The organism is Paraconexibacter sp., assembly GCF_059438195.1.
Map to the genome: position 1 here is coordinate 16762 of NZ_JBLKKY010000006.1, position 19911 is coordinate 36672.

19 protein-coding genes and 1 pseudogene are annotated in these 19911 nt (G+C 75.0%); 8 read left to right on the forward strand and 12 right to left on the reverse strand.

Annotated elements, in window-relative coordinates:
* Positions 1-114: 114 nt before the first annotated feature.
* Positions 115-1290: pseudogene (locus ACME2J_RS03415) on the reverse strand (MFS transporter); the annotation flags it as partial.
* Positions 1291-1517: 227 nt separating this feature from the next.
* Here ACME2J_RS03415 and ACME2J_RS03420 point away from each other — a divergent pair.
* Positions 1518-2252 (forward strand): potassium channel family protein, encoded by a 735-nt coding sequence (locus tag ACME2J_RS03420; protein WP_495543468.1) that lies wholly within the window; start codon positions 1518-1520, stop codon positions 2250-2252.
* Here ACME2J_RS03420 and ACME2J_RS03425 read toward each other — a convergent pair.
* Positions 2245-2505 carry an SHOCT domain-containing protein gene (locus ACME2J_RS03425; RefSeq protein WP_495543469.1) on the reverse strand — a complete coding sequence of 87 codons (261 nt, stop codon included), beginning with the start codon at positions 2503-2505 and terminating at the stop codon, positions 2245-2247. The genes ACME2J_RS03420 and ACME2J_RS03425 overlap by 8 nt on opposite strands.
* Positions 2506-2518: 13 nt before the next feature.
* Positions 2519-2935, reverse strand: a complete 417-nt coding sequence (locus ACME2J_RS03430) for a DUF6325 family protein (RefSeq protein WP_495543557.1) — start codon at positions 2933-2935, stop codon at positions 2519-2521.
* Positions 2936-3140: 205 nt separating this feature from the next.
* Here ACME2J_RS03430 and ACME2J_RS03435 point away from each other — a divergent pair, with 205 nt between their 5' ends.
* From ACME2J_RS03435 to ACME2J_RS03445, 3 genes are all read left to right on the forward strand, one after another.
* Entirely contained in the window at positions 3141-3578 is a 438-nt protein-coding gene (locus tag ACME2J_RS03435; RefSeq protein ID WP_495543470.1) for a DUF7144 family membrane protein, read from the forward strand.
* Between the two features lie 203 nt (positions 3579-3781).
* Positions 3782-4081: a hypothetical protein gene (locus ACME2J_RS03440; protein ID WP_495543471.1), complete on the forward strand. Its 300-nt coding sequence runs from the start codon at positions 3782-3784 to the stop codon at positions 4079-4081.
* 14 nt (positions 4082-4095) lie between these two features.
* The gene (locus ACME2J_RS03445) at positions 4096-4290 is read left to right on the forward strand and encodes a hypothetical protein (RefSeq protein ID WP_495543472.1); all 195 of its coding nucleotides are present in this window, start codon (positions 4096-4098) and stop codon (positions 4288-4290) included.
* Here the strand turns inward: ACME2J_RS03445 and ACME2J_RS03450 are convergent.
* Both ACME2J_RS03450 and ACME2J_RS03455 read right to left on the reverse strand, forming a co-directional pair.
* On the reverse strand, positions 4274-6262 hold the full coding sequence (locus tag ACME2J_RS03450; protein ID WP_495543473.1) for a neutral/alkaline non-lysosomal ceramidase N-terminal domain-containing protein: 1989 nt from the start codon (positions 6260-6262) through the stop codon (positions 4274-4276). The genes ACME2J_RS03445 and ACME2J_RS03450 overlap by 17 nt on opposite strands.
* A 379-nt stretch (positions 6263-6641) precedes the next feature.
* A complete protein-coding gene (locus ACME2J_RS03455; RefSeq protein WP_495543474.1) occupies positions 6642-7307 on the reverse strand; it encodes a hypothetical protein in 666 nt (221 codons plus the stop codon).
* A gap of 89 nt (positions 7308-7396) precedes the next feature.
* Here ACME2J_RS03455 and ACME2J_RS03460 point away from each other — a divergent pair, with 89 nt between their 5' ends.
* On the forward strand, positions 7397-8734 hold the full coding sequence (locus ACME2J_RS03460; RefSeq protein ID WP_495543475.1) for a cytochrome P450: 1338 nt from the start codon (positions 7397-7399) through the stop codon (positions 8732-8734).
* A 109-nt stretch (positions 8735-8843) separates the two neighbouring features.
* Here the strand turns inward: ACME2J_RS03460 and ACME2J_RS03465 are convergent, their stop codons facing one another.
* Positions 8844-9344, reverse strand: coding sequence for a hypothetical protein (locus ACME2J_RS03465; RefSeq protein ID WP_495543476.1), 501 nt, complete (start codon positions 9342-9344; stop codon positions 8844-8846).
* A 152-nt stretch (positions 9345-9496) separates the two neighbouring features.
* On the opposite strand from ACME2J_RS03465, the gene ACME2J_RS03470 reads away from it, so the two are divergent.
* From ACME2J_RS03470 to ACME2J_RS03480, 3 genes are all read left to right on the forward strand, one after another.
* A complete protein-coding gene (locus tag ACME2J_RS03470; protein WP_495543477.1) occupies positions 9497-9844 on the forward strand; it encodes a rhodanese-like domain-containing protein in 348 nt (115 codons plus the stop codon).
* Positions 9841-10470 carry a hypothetical protein gene (locus ACME2J_RS03475; RefSeq protein WP_495543478.1) on the forward strand — a complete coding sequence of 210 codons (630 nt, stop codon included), beginning with the start codon at positions 9841-9843 and terminating at the stop codon, positions 10468-10470. Before ACME2J_RS03470 ends, ACME2J_RS03475 begins: the two co-directional genes overlap by 4 nt.
* Positions 10471-10619: 149 nt before the next feature.
* The gene (locus ACME2J_RS03480; protein ID WP_495543479.1) at positions 10620-11876 is read left to right on the forward strand and encodes a PucR family transcriptional regulator; all 1257 of its coding nucleotides are present in this window, start codon (positions 10620-10622) and stop codon (positions 11874-11876) included.
* On the opposite strand, the gene ACME2J_RS03485 is transcribed toward ACME2J_RS03480, so the two are convergent.
* From ACME2J_RS03485 to ACME2J_RS03510, 6 genes are read right to left on the reverse strand one after another with little or no spacing between them, the layout of a single operon-like run.
* The gene (locus ACME2J_RS03485; protein ID WP_495543480.1) at positions 11864-13192 is read right to left on the reverse strand and encodes an MlaD family protein; all 1329 of its coding nucleotides are present in this window, start codon (positions 13190-13192) and stop codon (positions 11864-11866) included. The genes ACME2J_RS03480 and ACME2J_RS03485 overlap by 13 nt on opposite strands.
* Positions 13189-14439, reverse strand: a complete 1251-nt coding sequence (locus ACME2J_RS03490) for an MlaD family protein (RefSeq protein ID WP_495543481.1) — start codon at positions 14437-14439, stop codon at positions 13189-13191. The genes ACME2J_RS03485 and ACME2J_RS03490 overlap by 4 nt, the downstream gene beginning before the upstream one ends.
* Positions 14436-15812: an MlaD family protein gene (locus ACME2J_RS03495; RefSeq protein WP_495543482.1), complete on the reverse strand. Its 1377-nt coding sequence runs from the start codon at positions 15810-15812 to the stop codon at positions 14436-14438. The genes ACME2J_RS03490 and ACME2J_RS03495 overlap by 4 nt, the downstream gene beginning before the upstream one ends.
* Positions 15809-17140 carry an MlaD family protein gene (locus ACME2J_RS03500; RefSeq protein ID WP_495543483.1) on the reverse strand — a complete coding sequence of 444 codons (1332 nt, stop codon included), beginning with the start codon at positions 17138-17140 and terminating at the stop codon, positions 15809-15811. The genes ACME2J_RS03495 and ACME2J_RS03500 overlap by 4 nt, the downstream gene beginning before the upstream one ends.
* A complete protein-coding gene (locus ACME2J_RS03505; RefSeq protein ID WP_495543484.1) occupies positions 17137-18594 on the reverse strand; it encodes an MlaD family protein in 1458 nt (485 codons plus the stop codon). Before ACME2J_RS03505 ends, ACME2J_RS03500 begins: the two co-directional genes overlap by 4 nt.
* Positions 18594-19910: an MlaD family protein gene (locus ACME2J_RS03510; protein ID WP_495543485.1), complete on the reverse strand. Its 1317-nt coding sequence runs from the start codon at positions 19908-19910 to the stop codon at positions 18594-18596. Before ACME2J_RS03510 ends, ACME2J_RS03505 begins: the two co-directional genes overlap by 1 nt.
* Position 19911 lies beyond the last annotated feature (1 nt).

Below are 19911 nucleotides of genomic sequence, written 5' to 3' on the forward strand. Positions count from 1 at the left end.
GCGCTCGGCGACCCCGTTCGAGAGCGCGACGATGAGGACGGCGCCGACGAGCGCGGTCCCGAGAGCCGCCCCGAGGTTCTGCGCCGTCCCCTGCAGGCCCCCCGCCTCGTTCGTCCTGGCGGCGGGCACCGCGGACATGATGATGTTGCCGAGCTGCGACATGAGCAGGCCCGCCCCGACCCCGAAGAGGGCGACGGAGATCGCGAACGCGCCGCCGCGGAGATCGACGTCGATCGTCGCGAGCAGCGCGGCGGACGCGAGGGCGAGCGTGACGAGCCCGGCTTGGCACACCCGGCGCGGCGCGGATCCGGAGGCGACGCGCGCCCCCGCGAGCGCCGCGACGAAGAGCGCGATCGAGAGCGGCAGCAGGCGCTTGCCCGTCTCGAACGCGTCGAGGCCGAGCACGACCTGCAGGTAGACCGGCAGGACGAAGAACAGCCCGAGGAGGACGAGCTGCTGCATGAGGAGGGTCGTCAGCCCGGCCTGGAGCTGGCGCACCCGCAGGAGCGACCGGTCGAGCAGCGTGTCCTCGCCCCGCCGCTCGCGGCGCTCCTCCCAGAGGGCGAACGCCGCGAGGCACGCGCCGCCCGCGAGGAGGAAGAAGGGCACGACCGAGAAGCCGAACGGCGTGATCTCCTCACCGCCGATCTCGAGCGCGCCGCGCGGCGCGACGAGCCCCCACTGCGAGCTCTTGAGGATCCCGAACACCGCGAGGGCGAGGCCCGTCGACGAGAGGGCGATCCCCACGACGTCGAGTCCGGGCCGCCGCCCGCTCGTCCCGCTCCCGCCACCGACGTGCAGGCGGCCGCGGACGAGCAGGATGCCGAGGACGATCACCGTCTCGCCCGCGAAGACGTAGCGCCAGCTCAGCTCCGTCGTCACCCACCCGCCGATGAGGGGACCGGTCGCGATCGCCGCGCCGGCGATGCCGCCGAGGAGAGCGAACGCGGCGGCGCGCTGACGACCCGTGTAGAGCGCGGCGATGAGGGAGACGATCGCGGGCATGACGAGCGCGGCGCCGAGGCCCTCGACGAGCGACCAGCCGACGAGGAGCACCCCGAGGCTCGGGCTGACCGCGGTCGTGAGCGACCCGAGGCCGTAGATCGCGAGGCCGATCGCGAACGTCCTCTCGCGACCGATGATGTCGCCGAGCTTCGCGCCCGCGAGCATGAACGACGCCATGACGAGCGCGTAGGCGGTGATCGCGAGCTGGACGCCTTGGATCGACGTGTCGAGGTCCACGACGATCTGCGAGATCGAGACGTTCATCACGCTCGAGTCGAGGACCATCACGAACTGCGCCGCGCAGAGCACCACGATGGGGGCTCCGAGCGACGTCGACGCGCCCGTCTCGGCGGTGGTGGTCCCCGTCGCCGTGCTCACGGCGCCGAGGAGAGCAGAGGCGTGACGGTCCCGCGAGGGGGCGCCCACGACACCGGCTGACGTGGGCGCACCTCTTCGGACACCGGCGCACCGGATGGCGACCGCGCCGACGAGGAGCGACGCTCGTCGTGGTCATGGCCGTCATCGACGAGAGACGCGAGCACCGCCCGGACGCACCGCCTCCGGACCGACGCCCGCGGTACGGCCTCCTGCTGGGGGCGGCCGTCGCACTCGTCGCCGTGCAGGGCATCGCGCCGCCCGGGCGTCTCACGACGCTCGTCGTCACGCTCCTCGCCGCGGCGAGCCTCTTGCTCGCGGTCCGCGCGGCCGACCTCGGGCCGCGGGTCGTCGCGGCCGCCGCCGTCCTCGCGGGCGGCGTCCTCGTCGTCGCGGTCGTCCGCCTCACCGCGGGAGGGGTGGGCGACGGCACGACGCGGCTCATGAACGCGGCGCTCGTCGCGTTCGGACCGCCCGCCGTGGCGATCGGCGTGCTGAGAGATCTGCGCATCAGCGGCACGGTGCGGATCGAGGCGGTCGGCGGCGTGCTCTCGCTCTACATGCTGATCGGCATGCTGTTCGGCTTCGTCTACGGGGCGATCGACCGCCTCGGCGGGGACCCGTTCTTCGCCGGCGGGCAGGAGGCGACGGCCTCGAACACCCTGTACTTCAGCTTCGTGACGCTCACGACGGTGGGGTACGGGGACTTCACCGCCCGCTCCGAGCTCGGCCACACGCTCGCGGTGTTCGAGGCCCTCATCGGGCAGATCTACCTCGTGACGGTCGTGTCGCTCATCGTGAGCAACCTCGGCCGCTCGCACCGACGGCGTGCGATCGCCGGCGACGCGAGCGGCGACCCGCCGCTCAGGTGAGGAGCTTCGCCTTCGCCGCGGTGAACTCGGCGTCGGTGAGCACGCCCTGGTCGCGAAGCGCGGCGAGCTCCTTGAGCCTCGCGATCACGGGATCCTCCGACGACGGAGCAGCCGCGGGCGCCGGCGGCGGCGCCGCGTCCTGCGGCTCGCCGGCCCAGCGCTGCGCCTGGCGCCGGGTGACCCGGTTCGAGACGGCGGTCGCGGTGCCCGCGACGACGGCGGTGCGGGCGGCCCCGCGGATGAGTCCTGGCATGGTGGTTCCTCTCTCAGCTGTCGGAGTCGAGGGCGTCGAGCGCATCCACGAGCGACTGGACGGGGATCCGCCCCGAGGCGACGAGCTGCCCGCCGTTGCGGCGGATGGCGGTCGCGAACGGCGCTGCCCAGCGGTTCTCGAAGACGAGCACCGCGGCGGAGGTCCCCGGCTCGAGGACCTGGGCCGCCTCGTCGAGGTCGTCGTCCCCGAGGATCCCGGTCGCGGCGCTGAAGATCTCGCCGAACCCCGACTCCCGGTCGACGTCCGAGACGCCGAGGGTGGTCGTGCTCCCGTCGTCGTCCTTCGTGACGAAGGCGAGGTCGAGGATCCGGACGATGCCGCGATCGACGAGGTCGACGAGGTGCGGCATCGCCTCGCCATGAGGCTGGCGGCCGGGCCACTCGATGACGATGTAGTCGATCGGGCCCATCTCCTCGACGGCCTCTTCGCGGGCGTGGGTCGTGCTCACGACGCTCTCCTTCGCATCACGGGGGCGGGCACGAGTCGCACGCTACGTCCGTCCCCGGGCGGTGGCATCACCCGCTTCGGATGATGCTGCGCGGCCTGCACGGGCGGAGGCTCCGCGTCGACACGGGGCCCGCGCGGGCCCGATCGCCAGCACTCAGGAGAAGAGCATGTCCACACCCAGCGCGCCGGCACGGTCGGCGGCGACCGATGCGCCCCGCGGCGCCGACGAGGAGAGGGGCGCCGGCTGGACGCTCTTTGCGGGCACCCTCCTCGCGATCGTCGGCCTGATGAACATCGTCCACGGCATCGCGGCGATCGACTCGGCGAACGTCTTCGTCGGCGACGCCCGGTACGTCTTCAGCGACCTCAACACGTGGGGCTGGTTCCTCACGGTCGTCGGCGCCGTGCAGTTCGTCGCCGCCTTCAGCATCTGGAACCGGACCGGGTGGGGACGCTGGGTGGGGATCGGCTCGGCGAGCGTCAACGCGATGATCCAGCTGATGTTCCTGCCCGCGTACCCCTTCCTCTCGCTCGCGCTGTTCACGCTCGACATCCTCGTCATCTACGGACTCGTGGCCTACGGCGGCCGCCGCGCCGTGGCCTGAGAGCCGCTGCGCCGGGGGCGGACCGTCCCGGGGCGGCGCATCGGCGCGCTCACACGACCTGGCCGCGCCGGGCTCGGTCCGAGGCTCCGGGGCACGGGGCGGGGACGCCGGCGGCCTCCCCGCCCCGTCGCCCCGACCTCCGTGCCTTCGGACGTTCGGCCAGCGACGGTGGATGGCGAGCCGCGGCCGCCGACCTCCTGGGCGTGTCCCCCGCTCCGCCGCCGTCGCGCACGCGTGCCTGGCTCACCGTCGCCGTCGCCGGCCTCGCCGTGATCCTCTCGGCGGGCCTCGTCGCCGGCGCCGTGCTCGCCCGGGCGCCCGCCGCCGCCCTGCCAGTCGTCGTCCTCACCGCGGTCGGCCTCCCGATGCTCGTCGCCGCCGATGCCGGCCGGGCGATCACCGCGCTCCGCGCCCGGCGCGGAGGTCTGCGCCGCAAGGACCTCGCGCGCCTGCGCAGCGAGCTGTCACGGCTCCCCGAGACCGGGCATCCGCTCGGTCTCTGATCCGCCGCAGCGCGATGAGCCACGAGCTCCCACCGCCCGACCCGCACGAGTCGCTGCCGGACCCCGCCGGCGACGGGCCCCTCCCGTCGCCGACCGCCGTCTTCTCCCACGGCCTGCCGACCCCCGAGGACGACCGGATCGCCGACCGCTGGCTCGACCTGCGGCCCGGGCTCCTCCTCGTCGTGCGGCCGGTCAGTCGCGAAGCGTGAACGCCCTCGACTCGAGCCGGTAGCGGCGCGCGGTGACGACGAACCGGTAGGTCCCGCCCCTCGTCCCCGCGGGGACGAGCCAGTCGCCGGTGTACCGGCCGCGGGCGTCGACGCGCCAGCGGACGTCGAGCCAGAGGTCGTCGGTGTGCTCCGTCCACTCGCCGTCCTCGCGCCGCTCGACGCGGAGGAACGGCGTGTCGAGCGGACGATCGAGGCCCCGCGGGCCGCCGTCCCAGGTGACCGTGACGGTCTGCCGCTCGCGCTGCCCGTCGGCGGGCTGGCCGACGACGCGCCCCTCCGCGGCGCCGGCGGGGAACGGCGCCGCGTCGGCCATGACGCCGTTGCGCGGGTCGAACGGATGCGGCTCGGGGGCCGCATCGCCGCGGACGAGGCGCGACGCGAGATCGACGTGGGCGTCAGCGAGGAGCGACGCCGCGTTGATCCCGTACAGCGTCGAGCCGCCCTCGTAGTGCTGGCGCTCGTACTCCTCGGGCGTCGTGAGGTAGAGGATGAACTCGTTGGCGAGCCCGGCGACGATGACGCGCTTCACGTTCGCGCCCGTCTCGCGCATCGCGGCGAGGACCCGGGCCCGCAGCCGGCGGCCGACCTCGACCGTCGGCTCTCCCGGCAGCGAGGCGATGAGCCGGTCGCGGACGCGCACGGTGAGCAGCGGCACGGCCTGCGGGACGCTGTCGGTCCCCGCCACCGGGACGCCGATCTTGTGCCCTTGGCTCGTGAAGCCCTCGGAGGCCGCCCGGCGGTCCTCGAACGGGATGCCCGTGAGGTCGAAGAGCGGCCCGCGGCCCTCCTCGCTGCCGGTGAGGAACGGGAGGCCCGGCACCGGCTCGCTCGCGACCCGTCCCGTGGACGTCTCCTGCCCGCAGAAGCAGACGCGCGTCCAGCGGAGGTCGAGCGCCGGGCGCGACGTGAGGCGCTTGCCGGCGGTCCGCCACGCGGCGACCATCGCCCTCGCCTCGCGCCGGCCGACGCGCTCGGCCGTGCGGATGGAGGGCGCTCCGTTGCTCCCCAGGCCGGCGGACATGTCGCCCTCGTTGCCGTTGCCGTAGACGCCGACGACCGCGCGGCCCTCGGGGACCTTCCCGATGCGCCGCACCTCGCGCTCGAAGACGCGCACGGCCGCGCCGTGGTGGTCCTGGTTGAAGTACGGGTACTCCGCGGGGACGACCGTCCCGTGGTTGGGGAACATGAGCCAGCCGCCCATGGGGATGCGCCGGCCGCGCACGACGCGGTCCACGCGCAGGACGTTCACCTCCGGGTCGATCGTGTGGATCGGCCCCTCGGTGTCCTCGGCCGGCGTGCCGTCGCCCCGGTCGCGGATGACGCCGTGGTTGGCGAGGTGCGCCTCGAGGCTGCGGTTCCTCGTGACGTCGGTGAGGCGCGCCTCCCCCCACCCCACGGCCGCGGGGCGCAGCGTGCGGTCGGCGCGGCGGATCGCGAGCGCGATCCGCTCGGCGAGGAACGTGTAGAGCTGCCGGTCGGTCGGCTTGGGGTCGAGGAGCTCGGCGAAGGTCTCGGGGCGATCGATCGTCTCGACGCTCGGCGCGACGGTGTTGAGCGTCGAGAAGTTCGCGTAGCCGCCGGGGCCCGCGTGGGTGTGGGAGGCCGAGACGAGGACGTTGCGCTCGGAGTAGCCGAGGTCGTTGAGTCGGTCTGCCACCTCCTTCACGAGCCCGCCGGGTGCCGCGAACAGGTCGATCGCGACGAGCGCGACCTTCCGGTCGCCGCGCTGCAGGGCGATCGCCGATGCCCGCAGGCGCGTGTGGACGCCCTCGCCGGTGCGGTCGGCCCGCGTCCAGCCGCCGAAGACGTACCCGGTCGGCGGGGTGATGTCGGCCGTCCCCACGCCGGCCCGCAGCCCGGGCCCCGTCGCGCCGCGCACGGCCTCCGCGGCCGTCGGTGCGAGCAGCGTCACGACGAGGGCCGCGGCCGCGGCGAGGAGGGTCTGGCGCATGGCCGCGCAGGCTAGGGCACCGGCCCGCTCACGGCTCCGCCTCGGCCTCCGGACGGAGCCCGTCGCGCCGGTGCGCCACAATGGGAGGTGCATGCGACGCATCCGCAGGAAGGCAGACGGCCCGGCGGCGCGAGACACGCAGCAGCGCCGGGCGACGAAGAGCGACGCCACCGCGTCCGACCCCGACCCAGGGCAGCCGCTCCCCGTCACGCGCGGTGAGCGGCGAACCCGGGGCCGACCGTGGCACGACCCGGCGGTCCTCCGCTCGCGGCGAGGCCCGCTCCCGAGCTGAGCCCCCGACGGGGGCGTACCGCGAGCCGCAGGATCGCGTCGCACAGCGACCGGATGCTGCGGCTCGCGAGCTCGCCGAGCGACGTCGTCAGCGCACGGGGGCCGTCCGCGCGACCCCGTCCTTCGTCCACGCGAACTCGTCGCCTCGCACCTCGAGGTCGGCGATGCCCGGCCCCTCGTCGAGCACGACGCGGGCGCCGCCGACCCGACGGCGCACGAGCTGCGTGACGGCACCCGGGACCGGCGGGACGGACGCATCGGCGACGACGGCGGCGAGGACGCCCGAGCGGTGCAGGACGGCCGCGCCGGCGCCCGTGCCGGTGCACGCCCCGAGCGGGTCGCACGTCTGCCGGGCGACGCGGACCCGACGCAGCGTGCGCGTGTCGACGAGCGTCGTCGCGCGCGCGGAGCCGCGATCGCTGAACGTCGTGCGCAGCAGGACGTGGCGGTCGCCGGTCGCGTCGACGTCGACCTCGGCGGCCTCGAAGTCCGTCTCGGGGACGTAGCGCACGACCGCCCGGACGCGGCCGCCGCGCAGCGTGCACGCGTAGACGCGGATCGAGCCGTCGTCACGCGTGCGCTTCACGACCTTGAGCTTCTTCGCAGGGGCGAGGTCCTTGCCGCGCAGGCGCTCGCAGGCCGTCTTCTTGCGCGGCTTCGCGTCGGCGGCCCCCGAGCCGCCGGTCGGCGCGGCGACCGCGAGCACGAGCGCGCCGATCGCGACGATGACGAGGCTGCGGACGACGGCGGTCATGCTGGACTCCCCTCTCGGGCGGCTGCGACACGTCGTCGCCTGCGCGGATGCTATGCGGCCGGCCGGTGCGCCGTCCATAGGATCCCTCCATGGCGACGATCGCGCAGGACCCCCCGACCGAGCTGCCGCGATGGACGGGCGGGGACTGCCCACCGGGGCCGCGCGGCCGGCTGCGGACGCTGCGACGGCTGTCCCGTGACCCGATCGGCGCGACGCGCCGCTTCGCGACCGAGATCGGCCCCGTCTTCACGCTGCGCTTCGAGTCCCGACGGCCGTTCATCTGCGTCACCGAGCCGGCGGACATCCAGGCGGTCCTCACCGATCGCGAGCGCTTCGAGGGCGGCCCCGCGGCGTCGCTCCTGGTGCCGTGGATCGGCCGGGGCTCGCTCATCGTGGCCCACGGCGAGCGCCACCTGCGCAACCGCAAGCTGCTGCTGCCGCCGTTCCACGGCGACGAGGTCCGGCGCTGGGGCGATCGGATGCGCGAGATCGTGGGCGAGGAGATTGACCGGCTTCCGAGCGGGGAGCCGGTCGCGGTGCGGCCGATGAGCCAGCGGCTCGCGCTCGACGTCATCCTGCGGCTCGTCTTCGGGCTCGAGGACGACCGCCGCGTCGCCGAGTTCCGTGACGCGCTCGGCCGGCTCCTCAGCCCGGCCATGACGCTCCTGCTCTTCTTCCCGCCTCTGCACCGCGACCTCGGCCCCCTGTCGCCCGGCGGCCAGCTGCGACGGCGACGCAGCCGCGTCGACGCGCTCATCGGCGACGAGCTCGCGCGGCGGCGCGGCGAGGCCGGGGCCGGCGACGACGTCCTCTCGCGCCTCCTCGCCGCGACGGACGAGGACGGTCGTCCCGGCTTCACCGACGACGAGCTCCACGACGAGCTGCGCGGGCTCGTCGTCGCCGGCCACGAGACGACGGCGACCGCGCTCGCCTGGGCCCTGCACCTCCTCGCGCACCACCCGCTCGCGCAGGACCGGCTCATCGAGACGCTCGCGGACGGCGATGACGGCTACCTCCGGGCGGTCGTGTCGGAGACGATGCGCCACCGCCCGCCGGTGTGGGACGCGGTGCGCGTCGCGCGCGAGGACACGACGATCGCCGGGCAGCCGGTCCCGGCGGCGGCGATCGTGTCCGCGATGTTCACGCCGACCCACCACGACCCGAGGATCTGGGGCGACCCCGAGCGCTTCCGCCCCGAGCGGCACCTCGAGGGCGAGCGCCCGCCCTACAGCCTCGTGCCCTTCGGCGGCGGGATCCGCCGCTGCATCGGAGCGTCGCTCGCGAACCTCGAGCTCGAGGTCGCGATCCGCGAGGTCGTGACGCGGATGACGGTCCTCCCCGCCGGCCCCGAGGAGGCGCCGCGGCTCCAGGGCATCACGATCGTCCCCGAGAAGGGCGGCCGCGTCGTCCTGCGCCCGCGGGCCTGACGCGCACCGCCGCGGTGAGTGTGGATCCACCTGGCTGTGAGCCGGGTGGATCCACACTCACCGCTCTCGGGCGGCGCGCCGGGCGGGCAGGCCGACGAGGGGGCGCCCGTCACAGCTCCTCGCCCTCGTCCGGGTCCTTCTCCGCCTCCGCCTCGGGGTCGCCCCGGCGCCGCTGGACGAGCTCGGCGACGAGGGTCTCCGCCGTCTCGGCGGCGAGGTAGACGAAGGTCGCGGCCGCCGCTCCGAGCGGCCAGGCCGCTGTCCCGCTCATCAGCTCCCCGACGCCCGCGGCGGCGCCCAGGCCGGCGCCGACCGAGATGAAGCTCTGCGCCGTGCCGAGCATCCGCACCTCGGGGGGCGCCTGTCCGAGACGAGCGCGGAAGCCGCGCGTCGCGGCGCCCTGGACCAGGCCGATCGTGAGGGCCGCCGCGACGCCGAAGAGCAGGACGTCGAGGACGTCGGCGTCGCCGACGAGCGCGTTCAGCATCCCGAAGGCGCCGGTGATCGTGATCGAGAACCCGAAGGCGGGGGCGTTGCCGACCGTCGTCGTCGCGATCGCCGTGCGGACCGCGCCGTGGTCGACGTCCTCCTCGCCGGGCGGCTCTCCCATGGAGCCGGTCTTCCCCGCCCGGGCGCGCCTGGCACCTGATCGCGGTCCGTGCGCCCCCGACGGCACCGCATCGACGGCTGCGGGCCTTCGCGGTGCCGCGGTGCGGGGAATTGCCGATGGTCGGCCGCGGCGACCGGCCTAGCGTGCAGCGCATGGAGGCTCGAACGCTGCACCCCCGCACTGCCTGGGAGCGCATCCAGCACCACCGTGCCCAGCTCGTCGATCTGCGTGATGGCGAGGAGGCCGATCTCCTCCGCGTGGGCGATGCGCGGAGGATCCCGCTCGACGAGCTCGCCTCGGAGATGGTCACGCTCGACCGCGAGCGTCCCGTCGTCCTCCTGTCGGGGGCCGGAGCGAAGGCCGTCGAGGCGGCCGACGCGCTCCACGCCGCCGGCATGAACGCCTGGGCGGTCGATGGCGGGATGCGAGCGTGGCTCGCCGCCGGCCTGCCCGTGGAGCGCCGGCCCGACAGCGCCCGGGCGCCGACGGACCAGCCGTGACCGACGCCCTCGCCGCGGTCGATCTCCTCTGGCTCCCGCTCGGGGCCGGAGGTCGCTGCGTGCGCGTCAACGGACGCGTCTTCGAGGCCGTCGCCGCGCGGCTCGCGCACCGGCCCGCGTGCGACCTCTACCACGCGGCGCTCGAGATCACGGTCGACGGGGCGCGCCACGTCGTCGAGATGGCGCCGGCCTGGGACCGGATCTCCGACGAGCGGGGCGCGGTCGTCGAGGGGCCCGTCGGGCTTCGCGTCGCCGGCCGGCTCGTCCTCTTCCGCTACGAGATCCGCTGCTGGCGCGACGGGGTGATCCCCGACGCGGACGAGGCCGTGGGCGACCCGGTCCGGGTCACGGAGGACCCCGCCTGCGCGCGCACGGTCATCGCGCTCACGCGCGAGGTCCCGGCGCACGTCTGGGGCCGCGACGCCGCCGGCGCGGGCGACATGTGGAACTCGAACTCCGTCGTCGCGTGGCTCCTCTCCGTCGCCGGGCTCGACGCCTCGGCGGTCGCCCCGCCGCCCGGCGGCCGGGCGCCCGGGTGGGCGGCGGGCGTCGCGGCGGCAGCGACCCGGGCGCGGGGTGAGGCGCCCGACGGTCTCGCCCCGCCCGACAGCGGTGAGCGTGGATAGACCGGGCGGTCAGACGGGTAGATCCACACTCACCGGGGGCGGGGCGACGCGTGCCGCGATTCTCTGCCACGACTGTCGCGTTTCGCCTTGATCCACCCCGCCGGCTGACGTACTCTTGGCACGTCAGGAGTCTCACGGGAGGAGGCTGGATGCGATCGCGCACCACGGCGCCGGCGGTGATGAGCCGAACGGTGGTGGACGACGTCGTCGCGAGCATGGGCCGGCGCATCGACGCGATCGCGCACGACCTCACCGACGAGATCCACGAGCACATCCCGGAGATCGACGACGAGCTCTACGAGGGCACGTTCGCGAGCACGCGGGCGAACCTCGCGATGATCCGGGCGATGCTGCAGGACGGGACGCGCGCCTCCGTCGCGACGCCGCCGCCGGAGGCGCTCGCGTACGCGAGCGAGTTCGTCCGCCGCGGGACGGGCCTCGACGTCCTCCAGCACGCCTACCGCGTCGCCCAGGCGCGGCTCACCCACGTGTGGCTCGAGGACGTCGGTGAGCGGACGTCCGACGCCGGCGAGCTGGCCGGGAGCTTCCAGTACCTCAACGACTGGCTGTTCGCGTGGGTCGAGGCGCTCGAAGGACGGCTCCTCGCCTTCTACGCCCAGGAGCGTGACCGGTGGATGCGCGGCACGTCGGCCGTGCGCGTCGGCGAGGTCCGCGCCATCCTCGAGGGCGGCCCCGTGGAGGTGGGGCGCTCGAGCGCCCGCCTGCGCTACGAGCTCGAGCGAGGCCACGTCGCCTGGGTCGTCTGGAGCGACGACGGCGAGCAGGACGGCGGCGAGGGCATCTTCACGGCGATGGAGAACCTCGCGGGGAGCATCGCGACGCTCATGGGCGCGAGCGACCACCTCGCGGTCCCCCTCGGCCGGCACCTCGCGTGCTGGGCCGGCTTCCGGGACGCGCCCGCACTCGACAACATCCCGGACGACCTCGCCGTCGCCGGGCGCTGCGGCCTCCACGTCGCGACCGGCCGACCGGGCGCCGGGCTCGAGGGGTTCCGCCGCAGCCACGAGGAGGCGATGATCGCGCGCCGCGTGGCCCGGCTCGCGCATGCCCCCGCCGGCCGGCACCACCCGTACGCCGCTGTCGCGCTCGACGCGCTCCTCACGGAGAACCGCGACGAGGCGGCGCGCTTCGTCGCGGACGAGCTCGGCGCGCTCGCCGAGCGGACGGCCGCGGTCGCGCGACTGCGCCAGACCGCCGCCGTCTTCCTCGACGAGCGTTGCAGCTACCGTCATGCCGCGGTCCGCCTCGGCGTCCACGAGAACACCGTCGCCTACCGCATCCGACGGTTCGAGCAGCTCCTCGGGCGCGACCTCCGCGTGCGCCCGCTCGAGCTGCGCACCGCCCTTCGTCTCGCGTCGCTGGTGAGCAGCGATCAGCGGCCGTAGGACGGCTCGGCCGTCAGCCGCGGGTAGGTGCCGCGGAAGGGACCGTCGGCACCGCCGGACTCGCCGGGACGCGGGAACGCGTTCGTCGCCCGCTCGTCGAGGGGCCCCGAGATCTCCTGCAGCCACTCGTCGACGGCCGGATGGAGCATCCCGGCGAAGTTCGTCTTCGTGATCGGGAGGATCACCCGCGCGACATGGCCGATCTCGTCCTTCACCTGGACGGCCGCCCCGGAGGTCGCGAAGTAGTTCGTGATCTCGCGGTGGTAGGGCCTCGCGTACGCGGCGACGGGGTTGATCTCCCGCAGCACCGCTTCGAACGGACCCGTGAAGCCGCTGCCGGCGCGCGAGAACGGCGTGAGGCTCCGCATCGTCGGCTCCGCCGCCCGTGCGAAGCGGTCGAGCTCGCGCACCGCGTCCCGGCCGGCGCGGGCGCCGGGGAGCAGGTCCTCCACCGCCGGCACGAGATCCTCCGTCGCGAGCCGCAGGTCGCGCATGACGGGGGTCGCCTCGAGCGAGAACCCGTCGAGCCGACGGGCGGTCGAGCGCGCTTGGGCGAGGAAGCTCGGGAGCTGCTCGAGCGTCGAGCGGAGCTGCGCGTCGCGCGCCGCGACGGCCTCGGCTGCCGTCTTCGCCCGCGCGGTGAACGTGCGGATCGCGCCGGAGCGCTCCCCGAGGGCCCGGCTCACCCGCCCGAACGCATCGACGACGGCGCCCACGTGCTCGCGCTCCCTGGCGAGCACGTCGGCGAACGGCGCCGCGTCCTCCGTGAGGTCGGACGTCGCGCGCAGCGTCCCGTTGAGGGCGCGCCCCGTGTCGAGGCCCTCGTCGAGCCCGGCGAGCGACCGGCGCAGGTCGCGCCGGCGGACGCGGTCGAAGATCGAGAAGACGTCGTCGTTCTGCGTCGCCTCGAGCGCCCGCTCGACCGGCAGGATGCCGCCTTCGGGCACCTCCTCGGCGCGCGCGCTTCCCGGGTCGAGCTCGACGTAGTTCTCCTCGGCGATGCTCTTCGCCCGGATGAGGACCGTCGCGTCGCGATGGATCGGCCCGTGGTCCGGGTCGAGCCGGAGGCCGAGGACGGTCGTCCCGTCCGGGCCCTCGTCGATCTCCGACACCTTCCCGATCGTCACGCCGGCCTGGCGCACGTCGGCGTACTGCGCGATCGCGACCGAGCTCGGGACGGCCGCCCGGACCTCGTAGTGGTCGCGGAAGGGCACGACGTTGAAGCCGACGATGTGGAGGAGGTAGAGACCGGCGCCGGCGGTCGTCGCGACGAAGAGCGAGAGCCAGAGGACGCGAAGTCGCTGCTGTGACGTCATCGCTCCGGCCCTCCTGGGACGCAGCTCGGGGCCGGCCGCTGGTTCGGCTGCGGGAGCGGCCCCCCGGCGAGCACCGTCTGCCCGCGGATGACGAGCGAGCGCCTGTCGCTGAACTTCCCGAGCGAGATCGTGTTGTGGAAGAACTTGCCGAGCGCGTCCTCGCACGGCGCGACCTGGGCGAGGACCCGCTCGAGCCGGTCGGGGATCGGCGCGAGCCGCCGGAAGGAGGTCGCGAGCGCGCGAGCGGTCGGCGTCGTCTCGCCGACGAGCTCGTCGAGCTCGTCGAGCGGCCGGCGCAGCGCGGCGAGACCGGGGCGCGCCGCCTCGCCGAAGTCCTCGAGCGCCTCGAGCCCCTCGGGCATCGCCCGGGCGGCGGGCTGGAGGGCGACGAACGCGGGATCGAGCTCGTCCGCGACCGAGCGGACCGTGCGGAAGCTGCTGAGGGTGCGACGCATCATCGGCGGCAGCTCGGCGAGCGTCGCCTGGAGCTGCGCGTCCACCGCGCCGACCTCGGTGAGGGTCTCGGCGCCGCCACGGACGAGCCTGCGCAGATCGTCGTCGCGGCCGGCGAGCTCCTCGCTCATGAGGCGGAAGCTGCGCATGAGGCGCGCGGTCCGCTTCTCGCGCACCGCCATCTCGCGCGTGAGACGCTGCGCCTCCTCGAGGAACGGGGCGAGCTCGACGAGCGCGGACCTGAAGTCGTCGCCGTGGTCGCCGAGCCCGCGGCCGGCGGCGTCGATCGCCTGCTCGACGCGCACGCGCGTGTCCGCGTTGAAGACGTCGAGGACGCGACCGATGTCGACGTACCGCCGGGTGCGCTCGCCGGAGAGGACGTCGTCCTCCCCGAGCTCGCCGGCGGCCGGGGTGCCGCGATCGGTGATGTTCACGTACTGGTCCTCGAGCGGGGTCTTCGGCCGCAGGCTCACCCGCGCGTCGCGGTAGAGCGGGCCGTGCTCCTCGTCGATCGCGAGGGTGACGACCGCCGCGTCGCCGCGCACGGAGACGTCGTCGACCCGGCCGACGCTCACGCCCTTGAGCCGCACCTCGTGCGCCTGAGGCACGAGTCCCGCGACGTCCTCCAGCGCGACGGACGTGGTGTACGTCCCCTCCCACGGCAGGTTGAGGCCGTTGCCACGCAGGATGACGAGCAGGCTCGCGATCGCGGCGACGACGAGGGCGAGCAGCACGAGGAACGGCCGGCGGGCGCGCCGCACCTCGAGCGCGAGCCGCTCACGATCGACGTTCATCGTCCCCCCTTCCGCGTCGGCGCGAACCAGCTGCGCATCGCCACGCGCGCGAGCGAGGGGCAGAGCGCGTCGGCGCGAGCGGGCGCCGACTCCCGGCAGCTGCGCGCGTAGGCCCGCGTCGCCTCCGGGAGCGCGAAGCCGCTGTTCGTGCCCGGCGGGACGGAGAGCCGGAGCCGGTAGCCGCGCGGATCGAACTCGGCGGCGCCCATGTTGACGACCGAGAAGAACGGGCCGATCGCCTCGAGATTGCGGAGCTTCGTCTCGTCGTCGCGGCGCTCGAGGAACGGGACCACCTCGTCGCCCAGCCGGCGGGCGACGGGCTCGAGGCCGCGGAGCAGCGGGGTGCCGGTGCGGCTCGCCGATTCGAGCGCCGCGAGCGCCGGCCGTGCGCGCCTCAGGACCGGACGGGCCTCCTCGAGCAGGGCATCGGTCTCCGCGAGCGCGGGGACGACGTCCTGGGCCGTGGCCGGGAGCCGGCGGACACCGGGGCGCAGGTCGTCGACGAGCGGGTCGAGCGCGTCGAGCGTCGTCCGCAGCCGGGTCATGGTGGCCTCCGTCTCGTCGAGCGTGCCGGGTGAGAGCTCCATGACGTCGCCGAGCTCCTCACGCCGCGCGTTCGTCGCCGCGAGCGTGCGGTTCGCCCCCGCGACGAGGTCCTGCAGCCCCCGGGTGTCGCGGCCCAGCGACTCCACGACGCGCGCAGTGCTCTCGACGAGCTCGCGCACGTCGTCGGGCACCTCGCCCTGCGCCGCGTGCATCCCGCGCGCGACGGTGCGCAGAGCGGGGAGCGCGTCGATCGTCTCGCGCACGCCCTCGGGGTCGCGCGTCGTCGCCGCGAGGCCCTCGAGCACGTCGCGCTGGGCCTGCTCCGTCCCGCCGTCGTAGGGCTGGAGCACCTCGTCGATCTCGACCTGGCTCGCCGTCCTCTCGATCGGGATCGTCGCGTCGCCGAGCTCCTCCTCCGACGGCGAGCCGGGATCGAGGTCGATGAAGACGTCGCCGCCGAGGAGCGTCTTCCAGCGCACCCTGGCCCGCGCGTCGCGGCGCACGGTGACGTCGTCGTCGGTGATGCGCAGGGTGACGAGGGACGACCGGCGCGGGTCGGAGCCGGGCTCGACCTTCTCGACGGTGCCGACCTCGACGCCGGCGACGCGGACGACCGTCCCGTCGTCGACCTGGTTGACGGCGCTGAACTCCGCCCGCACCGGGTCCCCGGGGACCCCGCGGATGAGCGGGAGGTCCGCCCGGATCGCGCTGTAGGTGACGAGCACCGTGAGCGCGATGAGGATCGCCCCGTTGCGGAAGTGGTTGGGACGCGACGCCGCGGGATACGGGTCCGTGATGTCGCGGAGCTTGTCGGGGAGAGGGCTCATGGCCGCGGCAGCCTGTCGTCCTTCGCCTCGCACGGCGCGGGATAGGGGTTTCGCCCGATCGCCGCCGTCCCGGTCGCCTCCGCGTCGGGGAGGAAGGCCTCCTCGTCGTCGGGCGGGACGGCGAGCACGCGGAAGCTGTTGAGGAGGCCGATCCCCTGGCCCTGGTCGAGGTCGCTCAGCGGGTCGGTGTCGGTCGGGACGCCGTAGGCGAGGGCGCTGCGCCAGGTCGTGCCCCAGTTGAGGACGTCGCAGGCCCGCGTGCCGAACTCGAGGAGCGGCGGGGTCTGGTCGCGCAGACCGCGGATCGTCGGGACGATGAGCGGATCGAGGTCATCGAGGAAGCCGAGCGCGGGGTCGACGGCCGACCGCGTCGCGACGAGGAGCGGGCGCGAGGAGTCCAGGGCCGGGCGCGCCTCGCGCAGGAGGAGCGTCGCCTCGCGCAGAGCCGCCGGAGCGGGACGGGTGAGCCGCCGCGCGGCGTGCGCGAACGCCTCCGTCTCGCCGAGGAGCGGGTGGGCGCGGTCGAGCCCGCGTCGCAGCGAGGTGAGCGCCGGCGGCGCCTGCTCGAGCGTCGAGCGCGTCGCCTCGCCCTCGTCGGCGAACGGCGCGAGCGCGCGCGCCTCCGGGTCGAAGCCCTCGGCGAGCTCCTCGCGCACCGGGTCGTACGCCTCGGCGAGCACCTGCGCTGACGGGACGAATCGCCGCGCCGCGCCGTCCCGGGCGAGGACGCCGTCCGCGAGCGCGTCCGTGTCGCGCAGGAGGTCCGGTGAGCGCCCGAGCGCGGCGTTGAGATCCTGCCCCCGCCCGAGGAAGCCGCCGCCGAGTCCCCCGACCGTGCCCTGCAGCGCCTCGCGCGTCTCGGGATCGAACGCCTCGAGGAGGCGGCTGTAGTCGACCGAGGCGGTGGTGCGGTCGACGGGGATCCGCGCGCCGTCGCGCAGCTCGCCGCCGCCCGTGCCCGGCGTCACCTCGATGTACTTCGCCCCGACCGGGTTCTTGAGGCGGATCCGCGCGGTGGTGTCGGCCGCGAGGTAGCGCTCGGCGGGGTCGAGCTGGAGCGTGACGATCGCCTTCTCCCCGTCGTGCGCGACCTCGCTCACCTGCCCGACGCGACGGCCGGCGACGTGGACCGCGGAGAGCTCCCGGATCTCCGCCGTCGTGGCGAACTCGGCGTCGACCTCGTAGTAGTCGGCGCCGGGGACCCCGCGCGGGGCGACCGCCGCGAAGTACACGAGGCCGGCGAGGACGGCGAACGTGACGAGCGCGGCGAGGACGACCGTCGCGGGCGACGCGCGATGGCTGGCCGGGGGGTCGAAGAGCCGTCTCATCGCCCGAGCAGGAAGTCGAGGAGGTCGTTGCGGTCGTTCCGCGGCGGCGTTCCTGCGCCGCCGCCGACGAGACCGCCGAGGCCCTTGATGACCTTCGGGAGCTGCTGGAGAGGGGGCAGCTCCTCATCGAGGTCCTCGAGTGCCGACGGCAGCTCGTCGAGCAGCGGCAGCGCCGGGGCGGGCCCCGGCGCCTCCGGAGCCTGCGGCCGGCTCGGTCGCGGCGGCTCCGGGGAGCTGGCGGGTGGCGCCGGCCAGGCGGGCGACTCGCCGGCGTCACCGCGACCGCGGCGCTCCGGCTCCGGCGCGAGCGCCGGGATGATCCCGCCGAAGGCGACGGGGCTGAGGCTGAGGCCGAAGCGGAAGACGTGGCTCGCGCGGTCGCGCCCCTGGGTCGCGCGCGCCCAGCCCTCCATCACGCCGAAGACGTCGTTGCTCGCCCGGTCGAGGGTGTCGGTGAACGGGTCGGCGGCGTCCGAGTACGACGTGAGCTGGGCGGCGAGCCCCTCGAGCCGCGCGACGACGGGGGCGCCCTGCCGACCGAGCCGCTCCAGCGCGGGTGACACGTCGCGCACCGTCTCGAGCGTCGGGATCGCCGCCCGCGCGAAGCCCGGGACGGCGTCGAGCGTCTGCGTGAGCCGCGGCGCCGTCTCCCGCAGTCCTCGCGCGGCGGGACCGAGCGGCTCGGCGGCGTCCTCCAGCGCCGCGAGCGTCCGCTGCGCGGACCGCAGGGTCGCGGGTGCCCGCACGATCGTGTCGCCGAGCTCGTCGCGGCGGTCGGCGAGCGTCCCGAGGGCGCGCCCCGCCTCGCCGACGAGCCGTCCGAGGTCGTCGCGCTCGCGTGCGACCGAGGCGAGGACGCGGTCGCTCTGCTCGATGAGGAGACCGAGGCGACGGTTGTCGGCCGCGAACTCGCCGACGAGGCGCCGGGTGCTCGAGAGCGCCGGCGGCAGCGCGGAGAGGGTCTCGGCGAGGTCCTCGCCGCGGCCGACGAGGGCCGTCCCCTGCTCGGCGAGGAAGACCTGGAGCGCGCGTCGCGTCGGCAGGTCGAGGGCGTCGACGAGGTCGTCGAGGCGCGGCGAGACCGCGGTGCGGCTCGCCGGGATGACGACGCCCGACGGCTCGGGCCGCGTGACGTCGCCGCGGTCGATCGCGACGTAGCGCTCGCCGAAGAGGCCGTCGATCTCGACCGTCGCCCGCGCGTCCCGACCGACGGGCGCGACCTCGTCGTCGAGGCGGAGCTCCGCGCGGACGACGTCGCGGTCGTCGACGTCGAGCTCGACGACCCGCCCGATGGGGACGCCGTCGACGCGGACGTTGGAGCCCTCGATGAGGCCGGCGGCGTCCTCGAGCTCGACGGCGATCTCGTAGTCGTCGGAGCCGCTCCCGATCCCGCTGATGCCGAGCACGAGACCGGCGCCGGCGACGAGCGCGACGATGACGGCGAGCCTCAGCATCACCGCCCCTCTCCGGTCGTCTCGGGATCGGTGCGCGCGTCGAGGGCGCCCGGTCCGGCGCCGCACTCCGGGAGGAACCAGGGCTGCCCCGCGTTGAGGCCCGGAGGCCGTGGCATCGCGTAGTCGAGGTGGGTCGTCGAGACGACCTGGTGCGGGGTGAGCGTCGAGCCCGGGAGGATCTGCGGGATCGCGGTGAGCGGGTGCGAGCGGGCGTAGTGGCCGAGCGCGTCGTAGTTCGCCGTCTGGCCGTTCCAGGTCTGCAGGAAGCCGACGATCTCCGGGGCATACGGCCGGACGCACCGCAGGCTCGGGACGGACGCGGCGAGGCTGTCACCGAGGTCGGGGAGCGTCGCCGTCCCCGTGTCGAGGAGCGCCCGCAGCGGGCCCGCCGCCCGCGTGCCGCGGGCGAGCGTGCTCGTCGCGACCGGCGCCACCCGGCGCAGCTCGCCGAGGGCGCGGCGCGCGGGAGAGGCGAGGCGGCGGAGGGCGGGAGCGCCCTCTCGCATGTCGTCGACGAGCCCCTCGAGGCCGTCGATCGAGCGGTCGAGGCGGTCGAGGGTGCCCCTGCTCGTCGCGAGGGTCCGCGGCAGCCGGTCGAGCGCGCGCTGCTGCGCGTCGGCGGTCGCCGCCAGCTCGTCGAAGGTCCCCGCGGCGCCGGTCACCATCCCGCGGATGTCCCCCTCGCGGGCGGCGAGGGCGCTGAGCGTCGCGTCGCCGGCGACCGCGAGCGTGCGCAGCGAGGCCTCGTCGCTCGCGAAGCGGCCGAGGAGGTCACCCGTCTCGTCGAGGCCACCGGGCACCGACCGCAGGCCGCGGTCGATGTCCTCGCCCTTGTCGTCGACGGTGTCCGCGGTCCGGCTCACGACCCGCCGCAGGTCGCGGTCGGTGCGGCCGCGGAAGATGCGGTAGGCCTGATCGAGCTCGAAGGGCGTCTGCGTCTCGACGCGCGAGAGGAGCCCCTCGTCGGGAAGCGGCGGAGCGTCCGCGGGGCCGGGCTCGAGCTCGACGTAGCGGATGAGGTAGCTCGTCGTGCTGCCCCAGCGGATGCGCGGCGTCGTCCCGCGCGGGAGCGGCCACACCTCGTCGTCGGTGATGCGCAGCTCGACGACCGGCCGCCCGGCGACGAGATCGATGTCGCCGACCTCCCCCACCTTGCGCCCGGCCATCCGCACCTCCTGGCCGCCGGTGAGCTGGATGACGTTGTCGAACGTCGCGCGGAGGGTGTGGCCGCCGCTCGACGTCGCGTTCCCGATGAGCACCGCGACGACGACGAGGAGACCGACGATGCCGACGACCGCTGCGAATCGTCCCGCCATG

Coding starts and splice junctions, on each gene's coding strand:
- ACME2J_RS03420 (WP_495543468.1), top strand. CDS start 1,518: ATGGCCGTCATCGACGAGAGACGCGAGCACCGCCCGGACGCACCGCCT.
- ACME2J_RS03425 (WP_495543469.1), bottom strand. CDS start 2,505: ATGCCAGGACTCATCCGCGGGGCCGCCCGCACCGCCGTCGTCGCGGGC.
- ACME2J_RS03430 (WP_495543557.1), bottom strand. CDS start 2,935: ATGGGCCCGATCGACTACATCGTCATCGAGTGGCCCGGCCGCCAGCCT.
- ACME2J_RS03435 (WP_495543470.1), top strand. CDS start 3,141: ATGTCCACACCCAGCGCGCCGGCACGGTCGGCGGCGACCGATGCGCCC.
- ACME2J_RS03445 (WP_495543472.1), top strand. CDS start 4,096: ATGAGCCACGAGCTCCCACCGCCCGACCCGCACGAGTCGCTGCCGGAC.
- ACME2J_RS03450 (WP_495543473.1), bottom strand. CDS start 6,262: ATGCGCCAGACCCTCCTCGCCGCGGCCGCGGCCCTCGTCGTGACGCTG.
- ACME2J_RS03455 (WP_495543474.1), bottom strand. CDS start 7,307: ATGACCGCCGTCGTCCGCAGCCTCGTCATCGTCGCGATCGGCGCGCTC.
- ACME2J_RS03460 (WP_495543475.1), top strand. CDS start 7,397: ATGGCGACGATCGCGCAGGACCCCCCGACCGAGCTGCCGCGATGGACG.
- ACME2J_RS03465 (WP_495543476.1), bottom strand. CDS start 9,344: ATGGGAGAGCCGCCCGGCGAGGAGGACGTCGACCACGGCGCGGTCCGC.
- ACME2J_RS03470 (WP_495543477.1), top strand. CDS start 9,497: ATGGAGGCTCGAACGCTGCACCCCCGCACTGCCTGGGAGCGCATCCAG.
- ACME2J_RS03480 (WP_495543479.1), top strand. CDS start 10,620: ATGCGATCGCGCACCACGGCGCCGGCGGTGATGAGCCGAACGGTGGTG.
- ACME2J_RS03485 (WP_495543480.1), bottom strand. CDS start 13,192: ATGACGTCACAGCAGCGACTTCGCGTCCTCTGGCTCTCGCTCTTCGTC.
- ACME2J_RS03490 (WP_495543481.1), bottom strand. CDS start 14,439: ATGAACGTCGATCGTGAGCGGCTCGCGCTCGAGGTGCGGCGCGCCCGC.
- ACME2J_RS03495 (WP_495543482.1), bottom strand. CDS start 15,812: ATGAGCCCTCTCCCCGACAAGCTCCGCGACATCACGGACCCGTATCCC.
- ACME2J_RS03500 (WP_495543483.1), bottom strand. CDS start 17,140: ATGAGACGGCTCTTCGACCCCCCGGCCAGCCATCGCGCGTCGCCCGCG.
- ACME2J_RS03505 (WP_495543484.1), bottom strand. CDS start 18,594: ATGCTGAGGCTCGCCGTCATCGTCGCGCTCGTCGCCGGCGCCGGTCTC.
- ACME2J_RS03510 (WP_495543485.1), bottom strand. CDS start 19,910: ATGGCGGGACGATTCGCAGCGGTCGTCGGCATCGTCGGTCTCCTCGTC.